General features: G+C 71.8%; 12 protein-coding genes. 7 read left to right on the top strand and 5 right to left on the bottom strand.

The features are described from left to right. The first annotated feature begins 265 nt into the window (after positions 1-265). Genes fxsA through BMY89_RS11810 form a run of 3 tightly spaced genes read left to right on the top strand, consistent with a single transcriptional unit; the run spans position 266 to position 5,389 of the window. Positions 266-472, top strand: coding sequence for an FxSxx-COOH cyclophane-containing RiPP peptide (gene fxsA, locus BMY89_RS11820; RefSeq protein WP_092379505.1), 207 nt, complete (start codon positions 266-268; stop codon positions 470-472). Further along, positions 459-4,364: an FxSxx-COOH system tetratricopeptide repeat protein gene (gene fxsT / locus BMY89_RS11815; RefSeq protein WP_092379502.1), complete on the top strand. Its 3,906-nt coding sequence runs from the start codon at positions 459-461 to the stop codon at positions 4,362-4,364. Before fxsA ends, fxsT begins: the two co-directional genes overlap by 14 nt. Before the next feature lie 11 nt (positions 4,365-4,375). Further along, the gene (locus BMY89_RS11810; RefSeq protein ID WP_092379499.1) at positions 4,376-5,389 is read left to right on the top strand and encodes a hypothetical protein; all 1,014 of its coding nucleotides are present in this window, start codon (positions 4,376-4,378) and stop codon (positions 5,387-5,389) included. Positions 5,390-5,419: 30 nt separating this feature from the next. Here the strand turns inward: BMY89_RS11810 and BMY89_RS11805 are convergent, their stop codons facing one another. After that, entirely contained in the window at positions 5,420-7,597 is a 2,178-nt protein-coding gene (locus tag BMY89_RS11805) for an AAA family ATPase (RefSeq protein ID WP_092379496.1), read from the bottom strand. A 313-nt stretch (positions 7,598-7,910) separates the two neighbouring features. On the opposite strand from BMY89_RS11805, the gene BMY89_RS11800 reads away from it, so the two are divergent. Then, positions 7,911-9,713, top strand: a complete 1,803-nt coding sequence (locus tag BMY89_RS11800; RefSeq protein WP_170147642.1) for a RyR domain-containing protein — start codon at positions 7,911-7,913, stop codon at positions 9,711-9,713. Further along, complete coding sequence (locus tag BMY89_RS11795) at positions 9,703-10,212, top strand: hypothetical protein (protein WP_198413997.1); 510 nt, start codon at positions 9,703-9,705, stop codon at positions 10,210-10,212. Before BMY89_RS11800 ends, BMY89_RS11795 begins: the two co-directional genes overlap by 11 nt. 75 nt (positions 10,213-10,287) lie before the next feature. Here BMY89_RS11795 and BMY89_RS11790 read toward each other — a convergent pair whose 3' ends face one another. Together BMY89_RS11790 and BMY89_RS11785 are read right to left on the bottom strand one after the other, a co-directional pair. Beyond that, entirely contained in the window at positions 10,288-12,894 is a 2,607-nt protein-coding gene (locus tag BMY89_RS11790) for a caspase, EACC1-associated type (protein ID WP_092379487.1), read from the bottom strand. 12 nt (positions 12,895-12,906) lie between these two features. Beyond that, entirely contained in the window at positions 12,907-13,332 is a 426-nt protein-coding gene (locus tag BMY89_RS11785; RefSeq protein WP_092379484.1) for a hypothetical protein, read from the bottom strand. A 241-nt stretch (positions 13,333-13,573) separates the two neighbouring features. Here BMY89_RS11785 and BMY89_RS11780 point away from each other — a divergent pair, with 241 nt between their 5' ends. Together BMY89_RS11780 and BMY89_RS11775 are read left to right on the top strand one after the other, a co-directional pair. Then, on the top strand, positions 13,574-14,689 hold the full coding sequence (locus BMY89_RS11780) for a WD40/YVTN/BNR-like repeat-containing protein (RefSeq protein WP_092379481.1): 1,116 nt from the start codon (positions 13,574-13,576) through the stop codon (positions 14,687-14,689). After that, positions 14,686-14,988: a MoaD/ThiS family protein gene (locus BMY89_RS11775; protein ID WP_092379478.1), complete on the top strand. Its 303-nt coding sequence runs from the start codon at positions 14,686-14,688 to the stop codon at positions 14,986-14,988. Before BMY89_RS11780 ends, BMY89_RS11775 begins: the two co-directional genes overlap by 4 nt. Before the next feature lie 16 nt (positions 14,989-15,004). Here BMY89_RS11775 and BMY89_RS11770 read toward each other — a convergent pair whose 3' ends face one another. Continuing rightward, positions 15,005-15,631, bottom strand: a complete 627-nt coding sequence (locus BMY89_RS11770; RefSeq protein WP_092380306.1) for a response regulator transcription factor — start codon at positions 15,629-15,631, stop codon at positions 15,005-15,007. Continuing rightward, positions 15,628-16,800, bottom strand: coding sequence for a sensor histidine kinase (locus BMY89_RS11765; protein WP_092379475.1), 1,173 nt, complete (start codon positions 16,798-16,800; stop codon positions 15,628-15,630). Before BMY89_RS11765 ends, BMY89_RS11770 begins: the two co-directional genes overlap by 4 nt. Positions 16,801-16,805 lie beyond the last annotated feature (5 nt).

The following is a 16,805-nucleotide window of genomic DNA, read 5'->3' as shown; positions in this document are numbered from 1 at the left end:
CAGGAGCTTCACCGTCCTGGCTGCGGCCGGTTGGCCGTGGTCGACGAGCCCACAGCATACATCGACGTACGGCGCTCTGTTCGCCGTGTTTGGCCTGATCCGGGATTGCCGGTTCGTGCCGCGATCGCGGCCGGACCGGCCCGGCGGTGGACCGGGCCGGCCCGCGTGCGGCCGTCTGGCGACCACGTCATACCGTTATCATGGGCGTACGCAGCGGATCTGGCCAACGGTCGATGTCCGGCTAGCGACGCGATCATTGTGCGAGATGCAGACAGGCGGTGATCGGGGGATGGACACCGGGGAGGACTCGTTGCGCTCCGATCTGATCGATCTGACCGACGTGGACCTGGTCGCGCTCGACGCCGTGCCGAGCGAGGTTCTCCGGGCCGCGCTGCACCGGTTGCAGCGCCGCAGCGGCACTGCCGGCGACCAGTACGCGGACTGGGAGAGCGCCATCGATGGCGACGACTGACCGCGAAGACGCCCCGGTTGTTCCGGGTGACGTTCCGCAGCAGCGTCCCGCCCACGGCCGTGCCGGCTCGGCGGGCCGGGAGGAGACGGTCGGCAGCTGCACCATCGTCTCGTTCGTCTCGCCCACCAGCGGCACGGGGCGCAGCAGCGCGGTGGCCAACATCGCCTGGATCCTCGCCTCGAACGGCAAGCGGGTCCTCGCCGTGGACTGGTGCACCAAGACACCCAGGGTCTACGACTACCTGCGTTCGTTCCGGGTGGACGCCGTCCCGGCTGCCAGGGTGCTCGGCGCGGAACTCGCCGCCCTGATCAGCCCACACCCCGATCCGCCCGCGCACCGGACGCCGGCGGTGACCGCACCCACCGGGCCGGAGCAGGGCGTCCTCTACCAGTACGCGATATCCGGGTCGAGTTTCGGGTTCGCGGTGATCGGCATCAGCCTCGACGTCAACGCCCTGCCGGAGGTCGACCCGGTCCGGGCCCGCCAACTGCTGCAACACGGTGGCTACGACTACGTCCTGATCGACACCCCGGTCGACCTCACCCTGCCGGGCATCAGCTACACCGCCATGCTCAGCGACGTCGCGGTGGTGTCGATACCGCCCCGCCGTCAGGCGATGCAGCAGGCGGCGGATCTGGCCGCTCAACTCCAGCGGGAGGCCACCGGCGGCATTCGGGTGCTCGCGGCGCCGACGCTGCGTGATGTCAGCCAACCGTGGTACGGAGCGGTCCGCGACTCAGCCCGCAAGGCGTTCGCGAACCTGCTCGACGAGTCGACCGCAGGGCTGGCCGGTGCCTCCACCGTGGAGATCGTGGAGGTGCCGGAGCAGGCGTACGACACCTACGACGACGTACTGGCCGTGCTGGCCGATCCGCCCGGCGGCGAGAACAGTCTCCTCGCGGCCTACGAGCAGATGGCCTCCTGGATCAGCGGAGGCGCGGTGGCCCGGGCGGCCGACGTGCCCGAGCGGATCCGTCGCCGGTACCGCCGGGGTGTGCTGCTGGACCGGGCCGAGAGCGCCGACGAGATTCACGTGCTGTACGAGCCGGTCGACCGGCCGTTCGCCGACTGGATCGGCGGGCAGCTCCGTCGGGCGAACGCCCAGGTCCAGCCGCACGCCGTGCGATCGGGCGTGGTGCCGGCCTACGGCCCCGACGCCACGGTGCTGGCCATCCTGTCGCCGGGGGTGGTCCAGGCCCTCGGCACCGGCCTGACGGCTCCGCCCGACACCGACGTCGAGGTGTTCGGCGTGCTGACCAGCGGGGACGCCCCCGAACAGCTGGATCCGAGCCGGGTCATCGACCTGAGGGCGGTCGACGCGGCGCGGGCCCAGCCGCTGCTGCTCAGCCGGCTGGGCCTCATCGCACCCGCGCAGCCCACCGGCGACCTGCGGACCGCGCCGCGGTACCCGGCCGAGGCGGAACGTCGGCTGCGGTCCAACCTGCCAACCCGGAACGAGTCCTTCGTCGGTCGCGGCGAGTACCTCGAACGGCTGCGTGACCAGCTCGCCGACGCCGGTGGGCCGGTGACCCTCACCGGCGGCGCCGGTGTCGGCAAGAGCGAGATCGCCCGCGAGTTCGCCCACCGCTTCGCCTACGACTACGACGTGGTCTGGTGGATCCCGGCGCAGGACCGGGAGACGGTCCAGGCGGCCCTCGGTGAGCTGGCCCAGGAGATCAACGTGGCGGACAGCGTCGGCGCGGCGGAGGCGGCGGTGGCCGCCCTGTCGGCGCCGCGCGGTGCCATCGCCCGCTGGCTGTTGATCTACGACAACGCCGACGACGCGGACGTGCTGGCCGGACTGCTACCCCGCCCCGGCGCCGGGCACGTGCTGTTCACCTCGCGGGACGACGGCTCCTCCAACCTGCCGGCACCGCTGGAGGTGGCGGCGTTCACCGGCGACGAGAGCACCGCGATGCTGCGGCGGACGCTCGGCATCAGCGCCGAGGACGCGCGGGCCATCGCGGCCGCGGTGGAGCACCTGCCGCTGGCGCTGCGGCTGGCCACCGCGTGGATCCGCGAGCGCACCCGGGCCCTGGAGCGCGAGGGAGTGCCCAACCTGGAGGCGGTCGGCCGGTGCGTCGCCGAGCTGCTGGACCGGCTGCGGCGGCCTCCCGGCGAGGAGGAGCCGACCGAGCGGATTCCCGGCTCCCGCACCTCGACCGTGGCCCGGGTGCTGGAGATCACCCTGGCCACCCTGCGGGACACCGAGTTCGGGCCGTTGGCGATCCGGGTCGCCGAGCTCGCTGCGTTCCTCTCGCCGGAGGGCATCGGGTTTTCGCTGCTGCGGTCGGTGTCGATGCTGACCCAACTCGCCGCCGCCGCCGACCTCGACGCCGAGGAGTTGCTGCTCGACGCCGGGGAGATCGACCTGGTGCTGACCGTCGGTGCCCGGTTCGCCCTCTTCGACATCGACTGGGGGCGTGGCGCCGCGCTGCGGATGCACCGGGCCATCCAGGTCCTGCTGCGTGAGGCGATGCCCGAGCCGCAGCGCCGCCAGCGCCATCGCCAGGTCCTGCGCGGACTGGCCGGCTACGCGCCGACGGACCCGGAGGCCGACGACCGCCGCTACCTACCGGTCTTCGAGGAGTTGCAGCGGCACCTCGTGCCGTCGGGTGCGTTGACGGCGGACGAGGCGCCCGTGCGGCACTGGGTGGTCAAACAGGTCCGCTACCTGTTCTTCTTCGGCGACAGCGACGCCTGGCAGTCCGCGGTGCGGTTGGCACAGGAGGTCTGCGACCGGTGGACGGCCACCGGCGACTTCGACCAGCTGACCATGCGGCTGTTCGTCCAGACCGCCAACCTGCACCGGATGCTGGGTAAACACCAGGAGGCCCTCCGCCTCGACGAGCGGGTGCTCAGCGAGCAGCGCCGCCGTCACGGCCTGCGGCACTTCCGGACCCTCATCGCGGGCCGGGGCCGCGGCGGTGACCTGCGGGGTCTCGGGCGTTTCGAGGACGCCCTGGTGGAGGACCAGGCAACCCTCGTCGGTTACCAGGAGGTGCTCGGCGACGACCACCCGAACACCCTGATGGCGATCCACAATCTCGCCGTCTCGTTCCAGTTGAACGGCGACGCGCGCGAGGCACTACGACTGGCCCACCAGTTGTTCGACCGGCGGATGTCGCTGTTCGGGCCGGAGGAACCCGCGACGTGGCGGGCGTCGTGCCTGGTGGGGACGCTTGAGCGGGAGGCCGGCGAGAACGAGCTGTCGCTGGCCACCCTGCGCGAGACGCTGGAGCGGGTGCACGAGCTGCGGTCCGCCAGCCACCTCGACGAGTTGAGCGTCAACCGGAGCCTGGCGGTCACCGAACGCCGGCTCGGGCTCGCCATCGCCGCCAAGAAGCGCAGCATCGAGACGTTCCGTGGCTACCGGGACCGGTTCGGCGAGGACCACCCGGTCACCCGGGCCAGCCTGCTCAGCATGGCTGTGGACTACTACCGGGCGGGCGACGCCGGGGTCGCCGTCGAACACGCCATCCGCTGCCTGCGTGGCTACGAACGGCAGCTGGAGACCGGGCACCCGTTCACCGCCATCTGCTCGGTCGACCTGGGGCTGTTCCAGCGCGGCGCCGGCGAGTACGACCAGGCCGTCCGCTACGGCGAACGGGGCCTGCGTACCCTACGGGCCCGACTCGGCGACACCCACCCGTGGACCCTGACCGCCACCACGGCCCAGGCCGGCCACCTCGCCGCCCGGGGCGACCTCACCGATGCCGTCCGGATCCAGGAGGACACGCACCACACCTGCCTGCGCTACCTCGGTCGGCGCCATCCCTGCACGATCGACGCCGCCGCCAACCTCGCGGCGATCCGCGCGCTGCACGAGGGTGCTGATGGCGCAGGTGCCATCGCGTTGACCGACACCGACATCGACGTGCCGAGAAGCTGAGGAGTGGCCAGGTGACGGATCCGCAGCTGATCGAGGCGCTGGAGGAGGAGTCGGCCGAGCAGGACGTGCCCGGATTCCGCAAGAAGCGGAAGCTGTGCCGGGAGTTGCTCCTGGGCGGCACCGGCATCTACCACATCGCGCACTACACCGGCGGGGTGCTCGACTTCTCGCTCGATCTCCTGGGCCATCCGTCGGCGCCGGTCGCGATCGACGGTGCCGAGCCCGCGCAGCGCCGCGAGACGCACCGCCTTGTGGGTGCCCAACTCGTCTACCGGGCGGCCGACCTCAGCCGGCGGGTGTGGGAACTCCAGTGTGGGGGCCTGGTCCGGCTGGCCGTCCAGACCCGGGCGGATCTCGTCTTCTGCAACACGGTGATCGGCGGCGAACACGTGGTGGGATTCGGATCGCTGCCGGCGTCCACGACCGACGCGGTGGCCGACCCGTCCCGGGCGGGCGAGATCGACCGGGCAGCCGCCCAACTCGCCACCGCGCTGCGCCAACTGGTGCGGCTGCCCTCGCAGAATCCGGGCGGCTGGCAGACCGCCGGTGACGCGCAGGTGCCGGTGTCGCCGTCGACCGTCGACTTCATGGCGTACGTGGTCGGGTCACCGGAGGTCGGCGGCCTGCTCACCACGGCGCTGCGCCCCGCGGGGCTGCACTACCTCAGCCACCACCGGGCGGGGGAGCAGACGGCCGCGGCCGACATCCTGCGTCATCCGGACCTGGAGCCCTTCTTCAGTAGAGGCGTCACCGTGGCCGGCCGGCGGACCCGTTACGAACGCCTGGCCGGGGATCTGTCCCTGCTGTCGCTGCAGGTCAGCCGGGATCTGCGCCGGACCGTCGCCGGTCAGGTCGAACGCCTGGTCCTCGACCTGGAGATCGGCGCGGTCTTCTACTATCTGCTCGCGCCGGAGGAGTACCTGTTCGGGGTCGCGCTCGACCAGGACTGGGTCACCCAGGCGGATCTCGACATGTCGGCGGTGGGACGGCAGCTGACCGGGTCGGACACCCGAACCAGCACGTGATGTAGGGCAGACGGGTCGGGGCGGCGGCGGTCAGGCGTTCACCATCAGCCGCCGCACCCGACCGCTCAGCCCGTCGAACACCGACCGTGCCTCCGACCAGCTGCGGGAGCGGTCCGGCGGCTCGATCGGGCCGGCGTCACCCGGGACGGCCAGGTCACCCAGCACGTCCAGTTGGAACAGCGGCAGGTACTCGGCGATGCCGTCATACGTTTCACAGAGCCGGTCCAACCGGTCCAGATCCCCCGGCCGGGGTGCGCGGCGGTGACCCTCGTACCAGCTTTCGACGCCGTCGCGGAACGCCTCGATCAACCGCCGCAACACCATCGAGGTGCCCAGTGCCCGCTGCACGTCCCGTGAGCGCAACCCGGAGCGCAGCGGCGCGGCGTCCTCGACCGCTCGTCGGATCTCGGTGCCGGGCGGTGCGAAGGCGTCGCGCAGGTGCCGGTCGAAGCCGGTGAGCTGGTCGAGGGCCGCGATGGCCTCGACGAAGAGCCGGGCGACCGGGCCCGGCAACGCCGCCGCACCCACCTTCGGTCGGACCGTCGGGTGATGGTCCCGCTGCGCCGGGCCCCGCAGGTCGTGGCGCAGGTCGCCCCGAATCTCGTCCAGCTGGTACGACAGCCGCTCGATGGAGCGCTGAGCGTTGGTCTGCTGGCGCTGGATGCGCTCGACCCGCGTCCGCACCGAGGTCAGCGCGTCCGCGCCGAGCGCCTGCTCAAGCCGGCGCAGGGAGGCCTTGATGCTGCCCGACAGATCCTCGGGGAAGGACTGTGGGTCGTAGACGATCGGCTCCACACTGAACGTCTCGGCGAGGTCGGCGGCGAAATCCGCCGGTAGGTGCCCGACGACGACCAGGATGGCTTCGCTGTCCGGCACCGCCGCTCGGATCGCCACCACCCTGCGGTTGAGTGCGTCGACCTCCTCTGACTTGAGCACCGATTCGGACAGGAGCACGCAGCAGCCGGCCCCCTGCTCCTCCAGCGGCACCCAGAAGTCGACCGGCAGGTCCCGCAGCGAACCGACCAGATGGTCCCGCTGGTACGACCAGCCGTCCTGGGTGAGCACCCGCCGCACGTCGGCGGCGACATCCTGCCTGCTGGCCAGGTCGAACTGGACCCGTACCGCCTCACGAACCATGAGGTGGGTGACGGGTGTGTCGGCCTGTGCCGCCCGCTGGTAGAGGTGGTAGCACAGCCGGATCAGCCGGCGGGGCACCCCGTCGGTCAGGTTGGTGAGGTACTCGGTGGTCTCCACCGTGAACGGTGCCAACCGTGCCTGACCGAACGTGCGCAGCTGGCTGCGTCGGATGAAGTCCCGTACGTCCTGCGCGTTCAGCGCGGACATCCGCACGATCGGGCCGATCCGCTGCCGCACGTCGGGGCTGAGCAGGTGCAGCATGTCGGGCAGCCCGGCAATCACCAGGAAGGCACCGGCGGACGCGAAGATCTCGATCATCCGGGAGAACCGGGCCATCGTGTCGTCGCCCGGACGGCCCGCCGCGGAAAGGATCTTGTCCAGCTCGTCGAGCACCAGCACGAAGCGTTCCCGGCGGTGCCAGCACAGCAGGGCCAGCACCCCCATCGTCGTCACCGCGTCGGACTCCACATCGGCCCGGGCCGGGACGCCGGCCGCCTCCAGGGCCGGCCCGGGCGGGTAACCCATCAGCCAGTCCCAGGCTGCCGCCTCGGTGGCGGGGTCGAGCAGCATGGCCAGCACCGTGCCGGCGGACGGGTCGGTGGTGACCTGGGCCAGCTCCGCCCGCAGCCGTTCGCCGAGCCACCCGGCTCCCGAAGGCCCATCCAGGCTGTCACCCGGCGTGGCCACGGTAGGTGACTCCGCCCGGTATTCGTCGAGCATGGTCCGCACCGCGTCGCGGGACAGCCGGCCGAGGAACTGGCGACTCAGTGACAGGAACGTGTCGGCGGGCGCGTCGAGGTAGATCGCTCGGACCGTCCCGCCGGTGGCCTCACGGACGTGGGCCAGTAATTCGGCGGCCAGGTGCGTCTTACCGGTGCCGTAGTCACCCACCACCGCGACCGTGCCACCGTCGCCGCTGCGCAGGTAGTGGTCCAGGTGGGCGAGCGCGTCGCGGATGGCGGCGGTGGTGACCGTGGTCGCCGGCGCCCCGCCCTCGGTCACCCTGGCGACAGCCGTCGGGGAGAACGGATTGACCGGACCGACCGCCGGTGGATCTTCGGTTGCATCCATCTTTCTGATCCTCCGGTAGCTCTGGTCTGGGCACCAGGAACTCCCACGGCACGGGCCGGCAATGCTCCTCCGCGCCTTCGGGCCGTCTTCGAATCGTAGCCGTCAGTAGCCATCGCGGCGGACCTCACCAGGCGACAGATCGGTCTCACCTGCGAAAAAGGGCCGATCGGCGGGCACGCCGGGCACCGGTCGGATCGACCGCGTCCCATAGCATATGGCCCATGGTCGCAAACCGGTGGCCGCGGCGCCGGCCCAGGCGGCCCGACCCGCTGGGTGTCCACCCCCTCGGTCCGACGGCCCCGGAAGCCGTTTGATGACGCACCCGGTTCCCGGTGCGGCCCGCCCCGCCGCCTGGTGGCTGCGGGTGGTGTTCGCGGCGATCGGGCTGTTCGCCCTGATCCTCGGCTACATCGGTCTGGACCGCCTGTCGGAGGTACGGCCGGAGGCCATCGGGGACCGGTACGACATCCTCTACTACGACCTGCAGCTCTTCCTGCTCAGCGCCGAACTCTTCGAGAACCCGGGCCCCTATCCGTGGCAGCTTCAGGTCGCCCGGTTCGTCGCCCCGCTGTTCACCCTGGCGGCCGTTGCCGAGGCGGGCCGGCTGCTGCTGGCCGCCGAGATCCGCCGGCAACGCGCCCGGCGGGCCAGTGGCCACGCGGTGGTCTGTGGCGATTCCCAGTACGCCCACATGCTCGCCGATCGGCTCTACGCCGACGGTGAACGGGTGGTCGTGGTGCGTTCCGAGCCGTTCGGTCCGCTGGAGTACCGGCGGCGTCGGTACCTCGGTGTCGTCGGGGACGCCACCAGCGCCGAGGTGCTGCGCGGCGCCGGCCTGCCCAAGGCGCACACCATCTACGCCTGCACCGACGACGACGACCGGAACCACGCGATCGCCAACACCGCCAACCGGCTGATCCAGGACCGGCGGCACCCGTCCCGGGTCTACGTCCAGGTCCACGATCCCGAGATGTGCCTGTCGCTGCAGGCCCGGCGGCTCGGCGCCGCCGGATCCAGCCGGCTGCGGCTGGACTACTTCCACGTCGACGACATCGCCGCCCGCGCGCTGCACCGGCACCACCCGTTGCCGTCCGTTCCCGGCCGGCGGACGAAGGTCCTCATCGCCGGCGGGGGCAGCTTCCGGCGAGCGCTGCTGGTGGAGACCGCCCGGCACTGGCGGGCCGGCCGGACCGACGGTGGCCGGCCGAGCCGACCGTTGCAGGTGGACCTCGTGGCGCCGGACGCCAGTACCGAACTCGCCCTCGCCGCCTCCCGCTACCCGTTCCTGGGCAGGGTCTGCCGGCTCGCCGCGTACGATCGGGACGTCGACGAGCTGATCGGGCTGGACCAGTTCGGCGCCGGTGGCTACGACCGGATCTACATCTGCGCTCCGGACGAGATAAGTGGGCTGCGAATGGCGCTGGACACGCCGGCGCTCTGGCGGGGCCCGCAGAGTTCGATATTCGTGCCGGTCTACCGGCAGGCGGCGCTGGCCGCCGCCTTCCACGGCGACTCCCGCCACGACCTGCTCGACGAGGTGCACGGAAAGCTGCGCCTCTACCCGGTGCTGACCCACGCCTGCGAGGCCCGGCTGATCGCCGAGGACCTCACCGAGCGGCTGGCCCAGCAGATCCACGACCGGTACCTGCACGCCCAGCAGCGCGCCGGGGTGGGCCTCGGCGACGCGCCCGCGATGGTGCCCTGGTCCCGGCTGCCCGAGTCGCTGCGCCGGGCCAACCGCAGCCATGTCCAGGACATCGCCGCCAAGCTGCTGCGGCTGGGCTGTGTGGTGGCGCCCCGACACGGCAGCGCCGGTGACGCCTCGGCCGCCGGGCGGGCCATCGACGACCGGATCGACCAACTGGCCCGACTCGAACACGAACGGTGGTGCCGGGAACGGCGCGGTGAGGGTTGGACGTACGGCAGGCCGCGCGACGAGGTCCGGCGGCGGCACCCGGCGCTGCGGCCGTGGGACGAGCTGACCCCTGCCGTTCAGGAGCAGAACCGTGAGGAGATCCGGGCGCTGCCCGACGTACTGTCCGACAGCGGGTTCGAGTTGATCCGGCTCGGTCCGGCCGTACCCGCCCAGCGGGAAGGAGTGGCCGATGGCGCCTGATCGCGTGCCGGTGCGCGTCGGGGTCACCGGGCACATCAACCTGACGCCGGCCACCGAGCGGTTGGTCGCCGACGCGCTGCGCGTCGAACTGCGCCGGACCAGCGACCGGCCGGTGCACGGCGTGACCTGCCTGGCGGCCGGCACCGACCAGATCTTCGCCCGTGCGGTCCTGGACAGCGGCGGCACCTACGAGGTGATCCTGCCGGCCCGGGACTACCGGGACACGATCAGGCCGGCGAGCCGGGCCGACTTCGACGAGCTGCTGAATCGGGCGACCCAGGTCATCCACACCGGCTACCGCACCTCCGGCACCGCCGCGTACGTGGCCGCCAACCGGGAGCTGCTGCTGCGCGTACAGCGGCTGTTGGCGGTCTGGGACGGCGAGCCGGGCTGCCATGCGGCGTCGACCGACCGGACCGTGACCCTGGCCCGGGCGCGCGGCATCCCGACCACGGTCCTCTGGCCCGCCAACTCGCGGCGGGCCTCCCGCGAGCCCTGACGAGACGACGTGGCGGACGGGACGTGCGGTGCCGGCGGAGCGGTCGGTCGACCTGCTCCTGGCCGGTCCGGGCGGCTAGTGAGCCGGCACCGTCGCCAGGGAGAGCCAGAAGACGCCGTGGCCGGCCACGCCGATGTCGTATTCGCCGGAGTCGGGCACCCGGGGGAACTCGGCGCCGCCCATCAGCTCCCGGGGACGGTGCCCGAGGTGCGAGACCAGGGTCAGCGTCGTCGTCTGCGGGTACCGCGAGAAGTTGAACAGGCAGAGCACCTCGTCGCCGGGCTCGCCGCGCAGGAAGGCCAGGACGGCCGGGTTGGTCGACCGGACGATCCGGCAGCCGGGGCGGGAGAAGGCCGGCCAGGCGTGCCGCGTCTCGATCAGCTTCTCGATCACGTGCAGCAGCGAGGAGCGCGAGCGGAGCTGGTTCTCCACGTTGACCGCCATGTAGCCGTAGATCGACTCGTGGATCGGCGGTGCCGGCAGGTTCTCCGGCTGCGCCACCGAGAAGCCGCCGTTGCGGTCCGGTGCCCACTGCATCGGCGTGTTGAACGCCAGGTTGCCCGGCAGCGCCAGGTTCTCGCCCATGCCGATCTCGTCGCCGTAGTACAGCACCGGCACGCCGGGCATGGACAGCAGCAACGCGAAGGCGAGTTCCAGCTGCCCCCGGTCGTCGTTGAGCAGCGTCGCCGTCCGGCGGCGGATGCCGGTCGCGCCCCGCTGCCGGGCCAGCGGCGCGTACGCGTGCAGCAGGTCGTCGCGTTCCCGCTCGTGCAGCAGGCCCAGTGGCATCTCGTCGCCGTTGCGCAGGAACACCGCCCAGTGCCGGTCGGCCGGCTGGTCACCCATCTGCGACAGCACCCGGGACACCGGCCGGTGCGTCTCACGCCGCATGGCCAGCAGCAGGCTCGGCATCAGCGAGGCGTACGTCACCAGGTGGCATTCGGGCTGCTCGTCGGTGCCGAAGTACGAACCGGCGCCCTCGGGCCAGTCCTCGCTCCAGGCGATGAGGATCCGGTTGGGGTACGTCGAGTCCAGCCAGGACCGTAGGTCCCGCAGGTAGCCGTGGGTCTCGTCGAGGCCCTTGCTGGAGGTGCCGCTGCGTTCGAACAGGTAGGGGACGGTGAGCAGGCGCAGGCCGTCGACGCCCTGCCGGAGCCAGAAGTCCATCACGTCGCGCATCGCGGCCCGCACCTCGGGCGCGTCGTAGTTCAGGTCCGGTTCTGCCCGGCCGTACCGGTGCCAGTAGTACTGTCGCCGCCGCCCGTCGTAGGTCCATCCCGCGCCGTGACTGCCGAGCGGGTCGTCGGCCTCGGCGTAGTCCTCGCCGGTGTCGCTCCACACGTAGAAGTCGCCGTACGGGCCGTCCGGGTCGCTGCGGGACGCCTGGAACCATGGGTGCTGGTCGCTGGTGTGGTTGAGCACCAGGTCCAGCACCACGCGCAGGCCCTGCCGGTGGGCGAGGCTGAGCAGCTCCAGCAGATGTGACGGCTGACCGAGGCCCTCGTCGATCGCCTCGAAGTCCGACGCGGCCCGGCCGTCGCCCGGCGACGGAGCGGCCATGATCGGGTTGAGCAGCAGACAGTCGACCCCCAGCCGGCGCAGGTAGTCCAGCTTCTCGGTGACGCCGCGCAGGTCGCCGTGGCCGTCGCCGTCGGAGTCGTAGAAGAACCGGACGTTGACCTCGTAGAAGGTGCTGCCGGCCGCCCAGCCCGGCTCGTCCGGCGGTGCCGGTCCGGGCTCCTGGTCGACCTCGGCGCGGGTGACCCGAAGTCGGCCCGACAGGGCCTGGCGGGCCCGTTCGGCCACCCGCTCCGCCGGATCCCGTTCCAGGGTCTCCAGTGTCTCGAAGGCGGCCACCAACTGCTCGCGGCTCCGCTGGTTGCCGTACGCCCAGTTGCTCAGCTCGTCCACGGCCAGCACCCGGGCCGAGGGGACGCTGCTGCGGGTGAGTGCGAGCAGCTCGCCCGGGACCAGCTCGGGCCGCCGCGGCGCGTTGCTGAGGATCAGGTCCCCGACGCCGGCGGCCCGCATCTGCGGTGTCTGCCGGCGTTCCCGGTCGACCATCCGCACGGCCGCGTACTCGAACGCCTCCCGGACGCTGATGATCCCGTTGCCGTCGCGGTCGGCGCCGCCGGTACGCAGCCCCTCGAGGAAGGGCCCGGAGAACACGGACGGCAGGGCGTGCTGCTTGTGGCCGTCACCCTCGTGGGCCAGCTCGGTGGCGCCGGCGGAGACCACCACGATGCGGCTGCGGTCCCCGCGCTGCTTGAGGTCGCCGAACGCGCCGGCATGACAGCAGTCGAGGATCAGCACCATCTCGCGGGCCCGGCACTCGTCGATCCAGTGCCGCAGCTCGTCGGTCGGCACCGAGGTCGGCGGCAGGCGGTCGGGGTCGGTGTCGGTGGCGGTCAGGTAGAGCCGGTGACCGTTGTGCAGGCGCCCGTGGCCGCAGTAGTAGACCAGCAGGAAGTCGTGGGGATCGGCGCGGGTCAGGAAGTCGTAGAGGACGAGCTGCACGGTGCGCGAGTCGGCGTCGAGGGTGTCCCGCACCTCGTCGAAGGCGCCGAGGGCCGGGTCCCGCAGCAGCCGGGCCCAGTCCTTGAGGTCACTGGCGGGGGAGTCCAGCTCGGGCAGAGCCTCGCTGGTGTAGCTGCCCACCCCGATCAGGAGCGCGCGCTTCACCGGGTGCCCGGGTCAGTCACCGTCGACCTTCTCGGGGATCGCGGCGGTGCCCTGCCGGGGTACCGACACCGACTTGATCAGCTCGGCCAGGGTCTTCTCCGAAACGTCCCGCACGTCGATCTCGGTGCCGTCCGGAAGGGTCATCCGCAGCCGCTTGCCCTTGTTGCGCTCCTGATAGCGCTTGATGACCTCGGCAAGGTGCCGGATGTCCGCCGCCGCCCGCTTGACCGTCGGCACGGTGAAGACCGCGAGGGCGAGCAGCCCGAAGAGGTAGCTGACGGTGTCCCGGGTGCCCGGCTCGGCCGCCCCGGTGAGCTCGGTCGCCTCGACACCCGGCAGCTGGTTCAGGTGGTCCTTGAGATGACGTGTCTGCTCGGCCAACTCCTCGTCGGTGACCGGACCGTCGGACCCGACATGCAAGATCAATCCATCGACCATGATCCCATCGTGGTCGGTGTCACTACGCTGTGCAAGGGGCCCGGCGGTGGGATGTACGCGAGGGGCCGGTGTGACGTACATCCGACAGAAGTCAGGGGAGCCGACCGGCGGCGTTGGTGGTTGTCCGTTCCGGTGTGACCAATTCGTCGTACCGGGGGAGTAGACCGATGGGGACCGACGAACATCGGCGTGGCGGCGCCGTCACCGAGCGCCCGCCGGCCGGCGACGAGAGGACAAGACGATGACCGGTGTACGGGTGCTGGTGGGGACACGCAAGGGTGCGTTCCTCCTCACCTCGGACGGCAGCCGCGACGACTGGACGGTCGACGGGCCGCACTTCGGCGGTTGGGAGATCTTCCACCTCACCGGGTCGCCGGCCGACCCGGACCGGCTCTACGTCTCCCAGTCCGGCGGCTGGTTCGGCCAGGTGATCCAGCGCTCCGACGACGGTGGCCGCAGCTGGAGCACGGTCGGCAACGACTTCGCCTACGCCGGCGACGTCGGCGATCACCTCTGGTACGACGGCACCCCACGGCCCTGGGAGTTCAAGCGCATCTGGCACCTTGAGCCGTCCCGCGACGACCCCGACACCGTGTACGCCGGCGCGGAGGACGCGGCGCTCTACGTCTCCGCCGACGGCGGTGGCAAGTGGACCGAGCTGACCGCACTGCGTACCCACCCGAGCGGGTCGTCGTGGCAGCCCGGCGCCGGCGGCCTGTGCCTGCACACCATCATCCTCGACCCCGCCCACCAGGGCCGGATCTACGTCGCCATCTCGGCGGCGGGCGCCTTCCGCAGTGACGACGCCGGCGCCAGCTGGCTGCCGATCAACAAGGGGCTGCGTTCGGGGGAGATTCCCGACCAGGATTCCGAGGTCGGTCACTGCGTGCACCACATCACCCAGCATCCGTCCCGGCCGGACACGCTGTTCATGCAGAAGCACTGGGACGTGCTGCGCAGTGACGACGCCGGCGCGAACTGGCGCGAGGTCAGCGGCAACCTGCCGTCGGACTTCGGTTTCCCGATCGCGGTGCACGCCCACGAGCCGGAGACCATCTACGTCGTGCCGATCAAGAGCGACTCCGAGCACTACCCGCCGGAGGGCCGGCTGCGCGTCTACCGCAGTCGCACCGGTGGAGACGAGTGGGAGCCGCTGACCAGCGGGCTGCCGCAGTCCGACTGCTACGTCAACGTGCTGCGCGACGCGATGGCGGTCGACACACTGGACCCCTGCGGGATCTACTTCGGCACCAGCGGTGGCCAGGTGTACCACTCCGCTGACGGCGGCGACAACTGGGCGCCGATCGTCCGGGACCTGCCGCCCGTGCTCTCCGTGGAAGTCCAGGTGCTGCCGTGATCCGGGTCGTCCTCCCGGCTCACCTGAAGACCCTCGCCCGGGTGACCGGCGAGGTGCGGATCGAGGTGGCCGGCCCCGGGCCGGCCACCCAGCGCCGGTTGCTGGACGCCATCGAGGCGAGGTACCCGATGCTGCTCGGCACCATCCGCGACCGGCACAGCGGCGAGCGCCGCGCCTTCGTCCGCTTCTACGCCTGCGAGGAGGATCTCTCCAACGCCGCCCCCGACATCCCCCTGCCCGAGCGGGTCGTCGCCGGGGAGGAGCCCTTCATCGTCCTCGGCGCGATGGCCGGCGGATAGACCGGCGGCGACCCGTTCACACGCCGCGCGCGAACAGGGCCAGGCGCACCCGGTTGGGGCTGCCCGTCTTGCTCATCAGGCTGGTGATGTGGGTCTTCACCGTGGTCACGCCGATGTGCAGCCGCTCGGCGATTTCGGCGTTGGACAGACCCTCGGCGATGAGGTCCAGCACCTGCCGCTCGCGGGTGGTCAGCCCGTCGACCGGTGGGGGCGTCCCGGTGCGGGCGTGCATCGCGCGGTGCACCAGGCGGCTCAGCACCTCCTGGCTGAACGGGCTGTCGCCGGCGGCGGCCCGGCGTACGCCGTCCAGCAGGTCGGCGGGTGGCGCGTCCTTGAGCAGGAAGCCACAGGCGCCGGCGGTCAGCGCGGGATAGAGGTGGTCGTCGTCGCCGAAGGTGGTCAGCACCAGCACGCGGGTGCCGGGCCGGTCGGCGAGGATGCGGCTGGTCGCGGAGATTCCGTCGACGCCCGGCATGCGCAGGTCCATCACCACCACGTCGGGCACCAGCCGAGCGGCGAGGGAGATCGCGTCCCGACCGTTGTCGGCCTCGCCGACGACCTCGATGTCGGGCTGGGCCTCGCAGAGCATGCGCAACCCGGCACGGATGAGGTGCTGGTCGTCGACCAGCAGGACCCGGATCATGCCGGCTCCGCCGGTGCCGGCAGGACGGTACCCACCCGCCAACCTGTGCCGTCGGGGCCGGCCGCCAACCGGCCGCCGAGCACCTCGACCCGCTCGCGCATCCCGGTGATGCCGTGACCGCCGCCGGCCGGCAGCGTCGCCGGCACCCGGCCGTGCCCGTCGTCGACGACCTCCCAGTGCACGGCCCCGTCGACCACGCCGACCGACAACCGTGCCACGCTGGATGTGCCGGCGTGCTTGGCCACGTTGGTCAGTGACTCCTGGGTGAGGCGCAACACCGCCAGCCCTCGCACCGCGTCGAGCGAGCCGACCGCCGGGTCGATGTCGGCCTCCACGGTGACGCCGGCCTGGCGGGCCCGGTCGATCGCCGCGCCGAGGGCGGCCGGCAGCGCCGACGGTTCGATCGCGGTCAGCGCCGCGTCGCCGCGTACGCCGTCGGGGTCGCGCAGCACCGCGACCAGCCGGCGCAGGTCGGCCAGTGCCGCGCTGCCGGTGGTGTGCACGTCGTCGAAGACCGCGCCGACCCGGGGATCCAGGTCGGTCAGCACGTGCCGGGCCACACCGACCCGCAGCACCATCGACGCCACGTGATGCGCGACCACGTCGTGCAACTCGCGGGCGATGGCGCTGCGTTCGTCGGCCCGCGCGGCACGGCTCTCCGACTCGCGTCGACGCTGCTCCTCCGCCGCCCGTTGGTACGCCTGCTGGCCGAGTTCCCGGGTGGTCCGGATGACCAGTCCCAGCAGCAGCGGGATGCCGACCTCGATCAGCAGCCCGAACACACCGGAGAGGAAGCGCGGGAGCGGGTCGCCGATCGAGTCGGTCAGGTCGACCGCGGCCAGTAGCCCGGCGGCCAGCCAGATGGTCCGGGTACCGCGCGCCCGTATGGTCAACTCGAGCAGAGCCCAACTGGCGCCGACCTGATTGATCATGAAGTCGTCGATCAGGCAGATGGCGGCCGCCAGCAGCGCGGTCTGGGCCACCAGGTTGACCAACGTCCGGTGGTGGAACGCCAGCCCGACGGCGAAGGCGAGCACCGCGAGGATCCACTGTGTGGTCGTCGGCGTGACCGGAGCACCGAAGATCAGATACCCGATGCCGGCGAGCACGACCAGCCCCATCCGCACGAGGGTGTCGCGCGCGTCGAACAGCCGTCCCACCCAGCTCACGGCAG

Source organism: Micromonospora phaseoli (genome assembly GCF_900109115.1).
Classification (GTDB): Bacteria; Actinomycetota; Actinomycetes; order Mycobacteriales; family Micromonosporaceae; genus Micromonospora; species Micromonospora phaseoli.
Note: the sequence above shows the minus strand (reverse complement) of the source record. Positions and strands in the feature narration are given on the sequence as shown.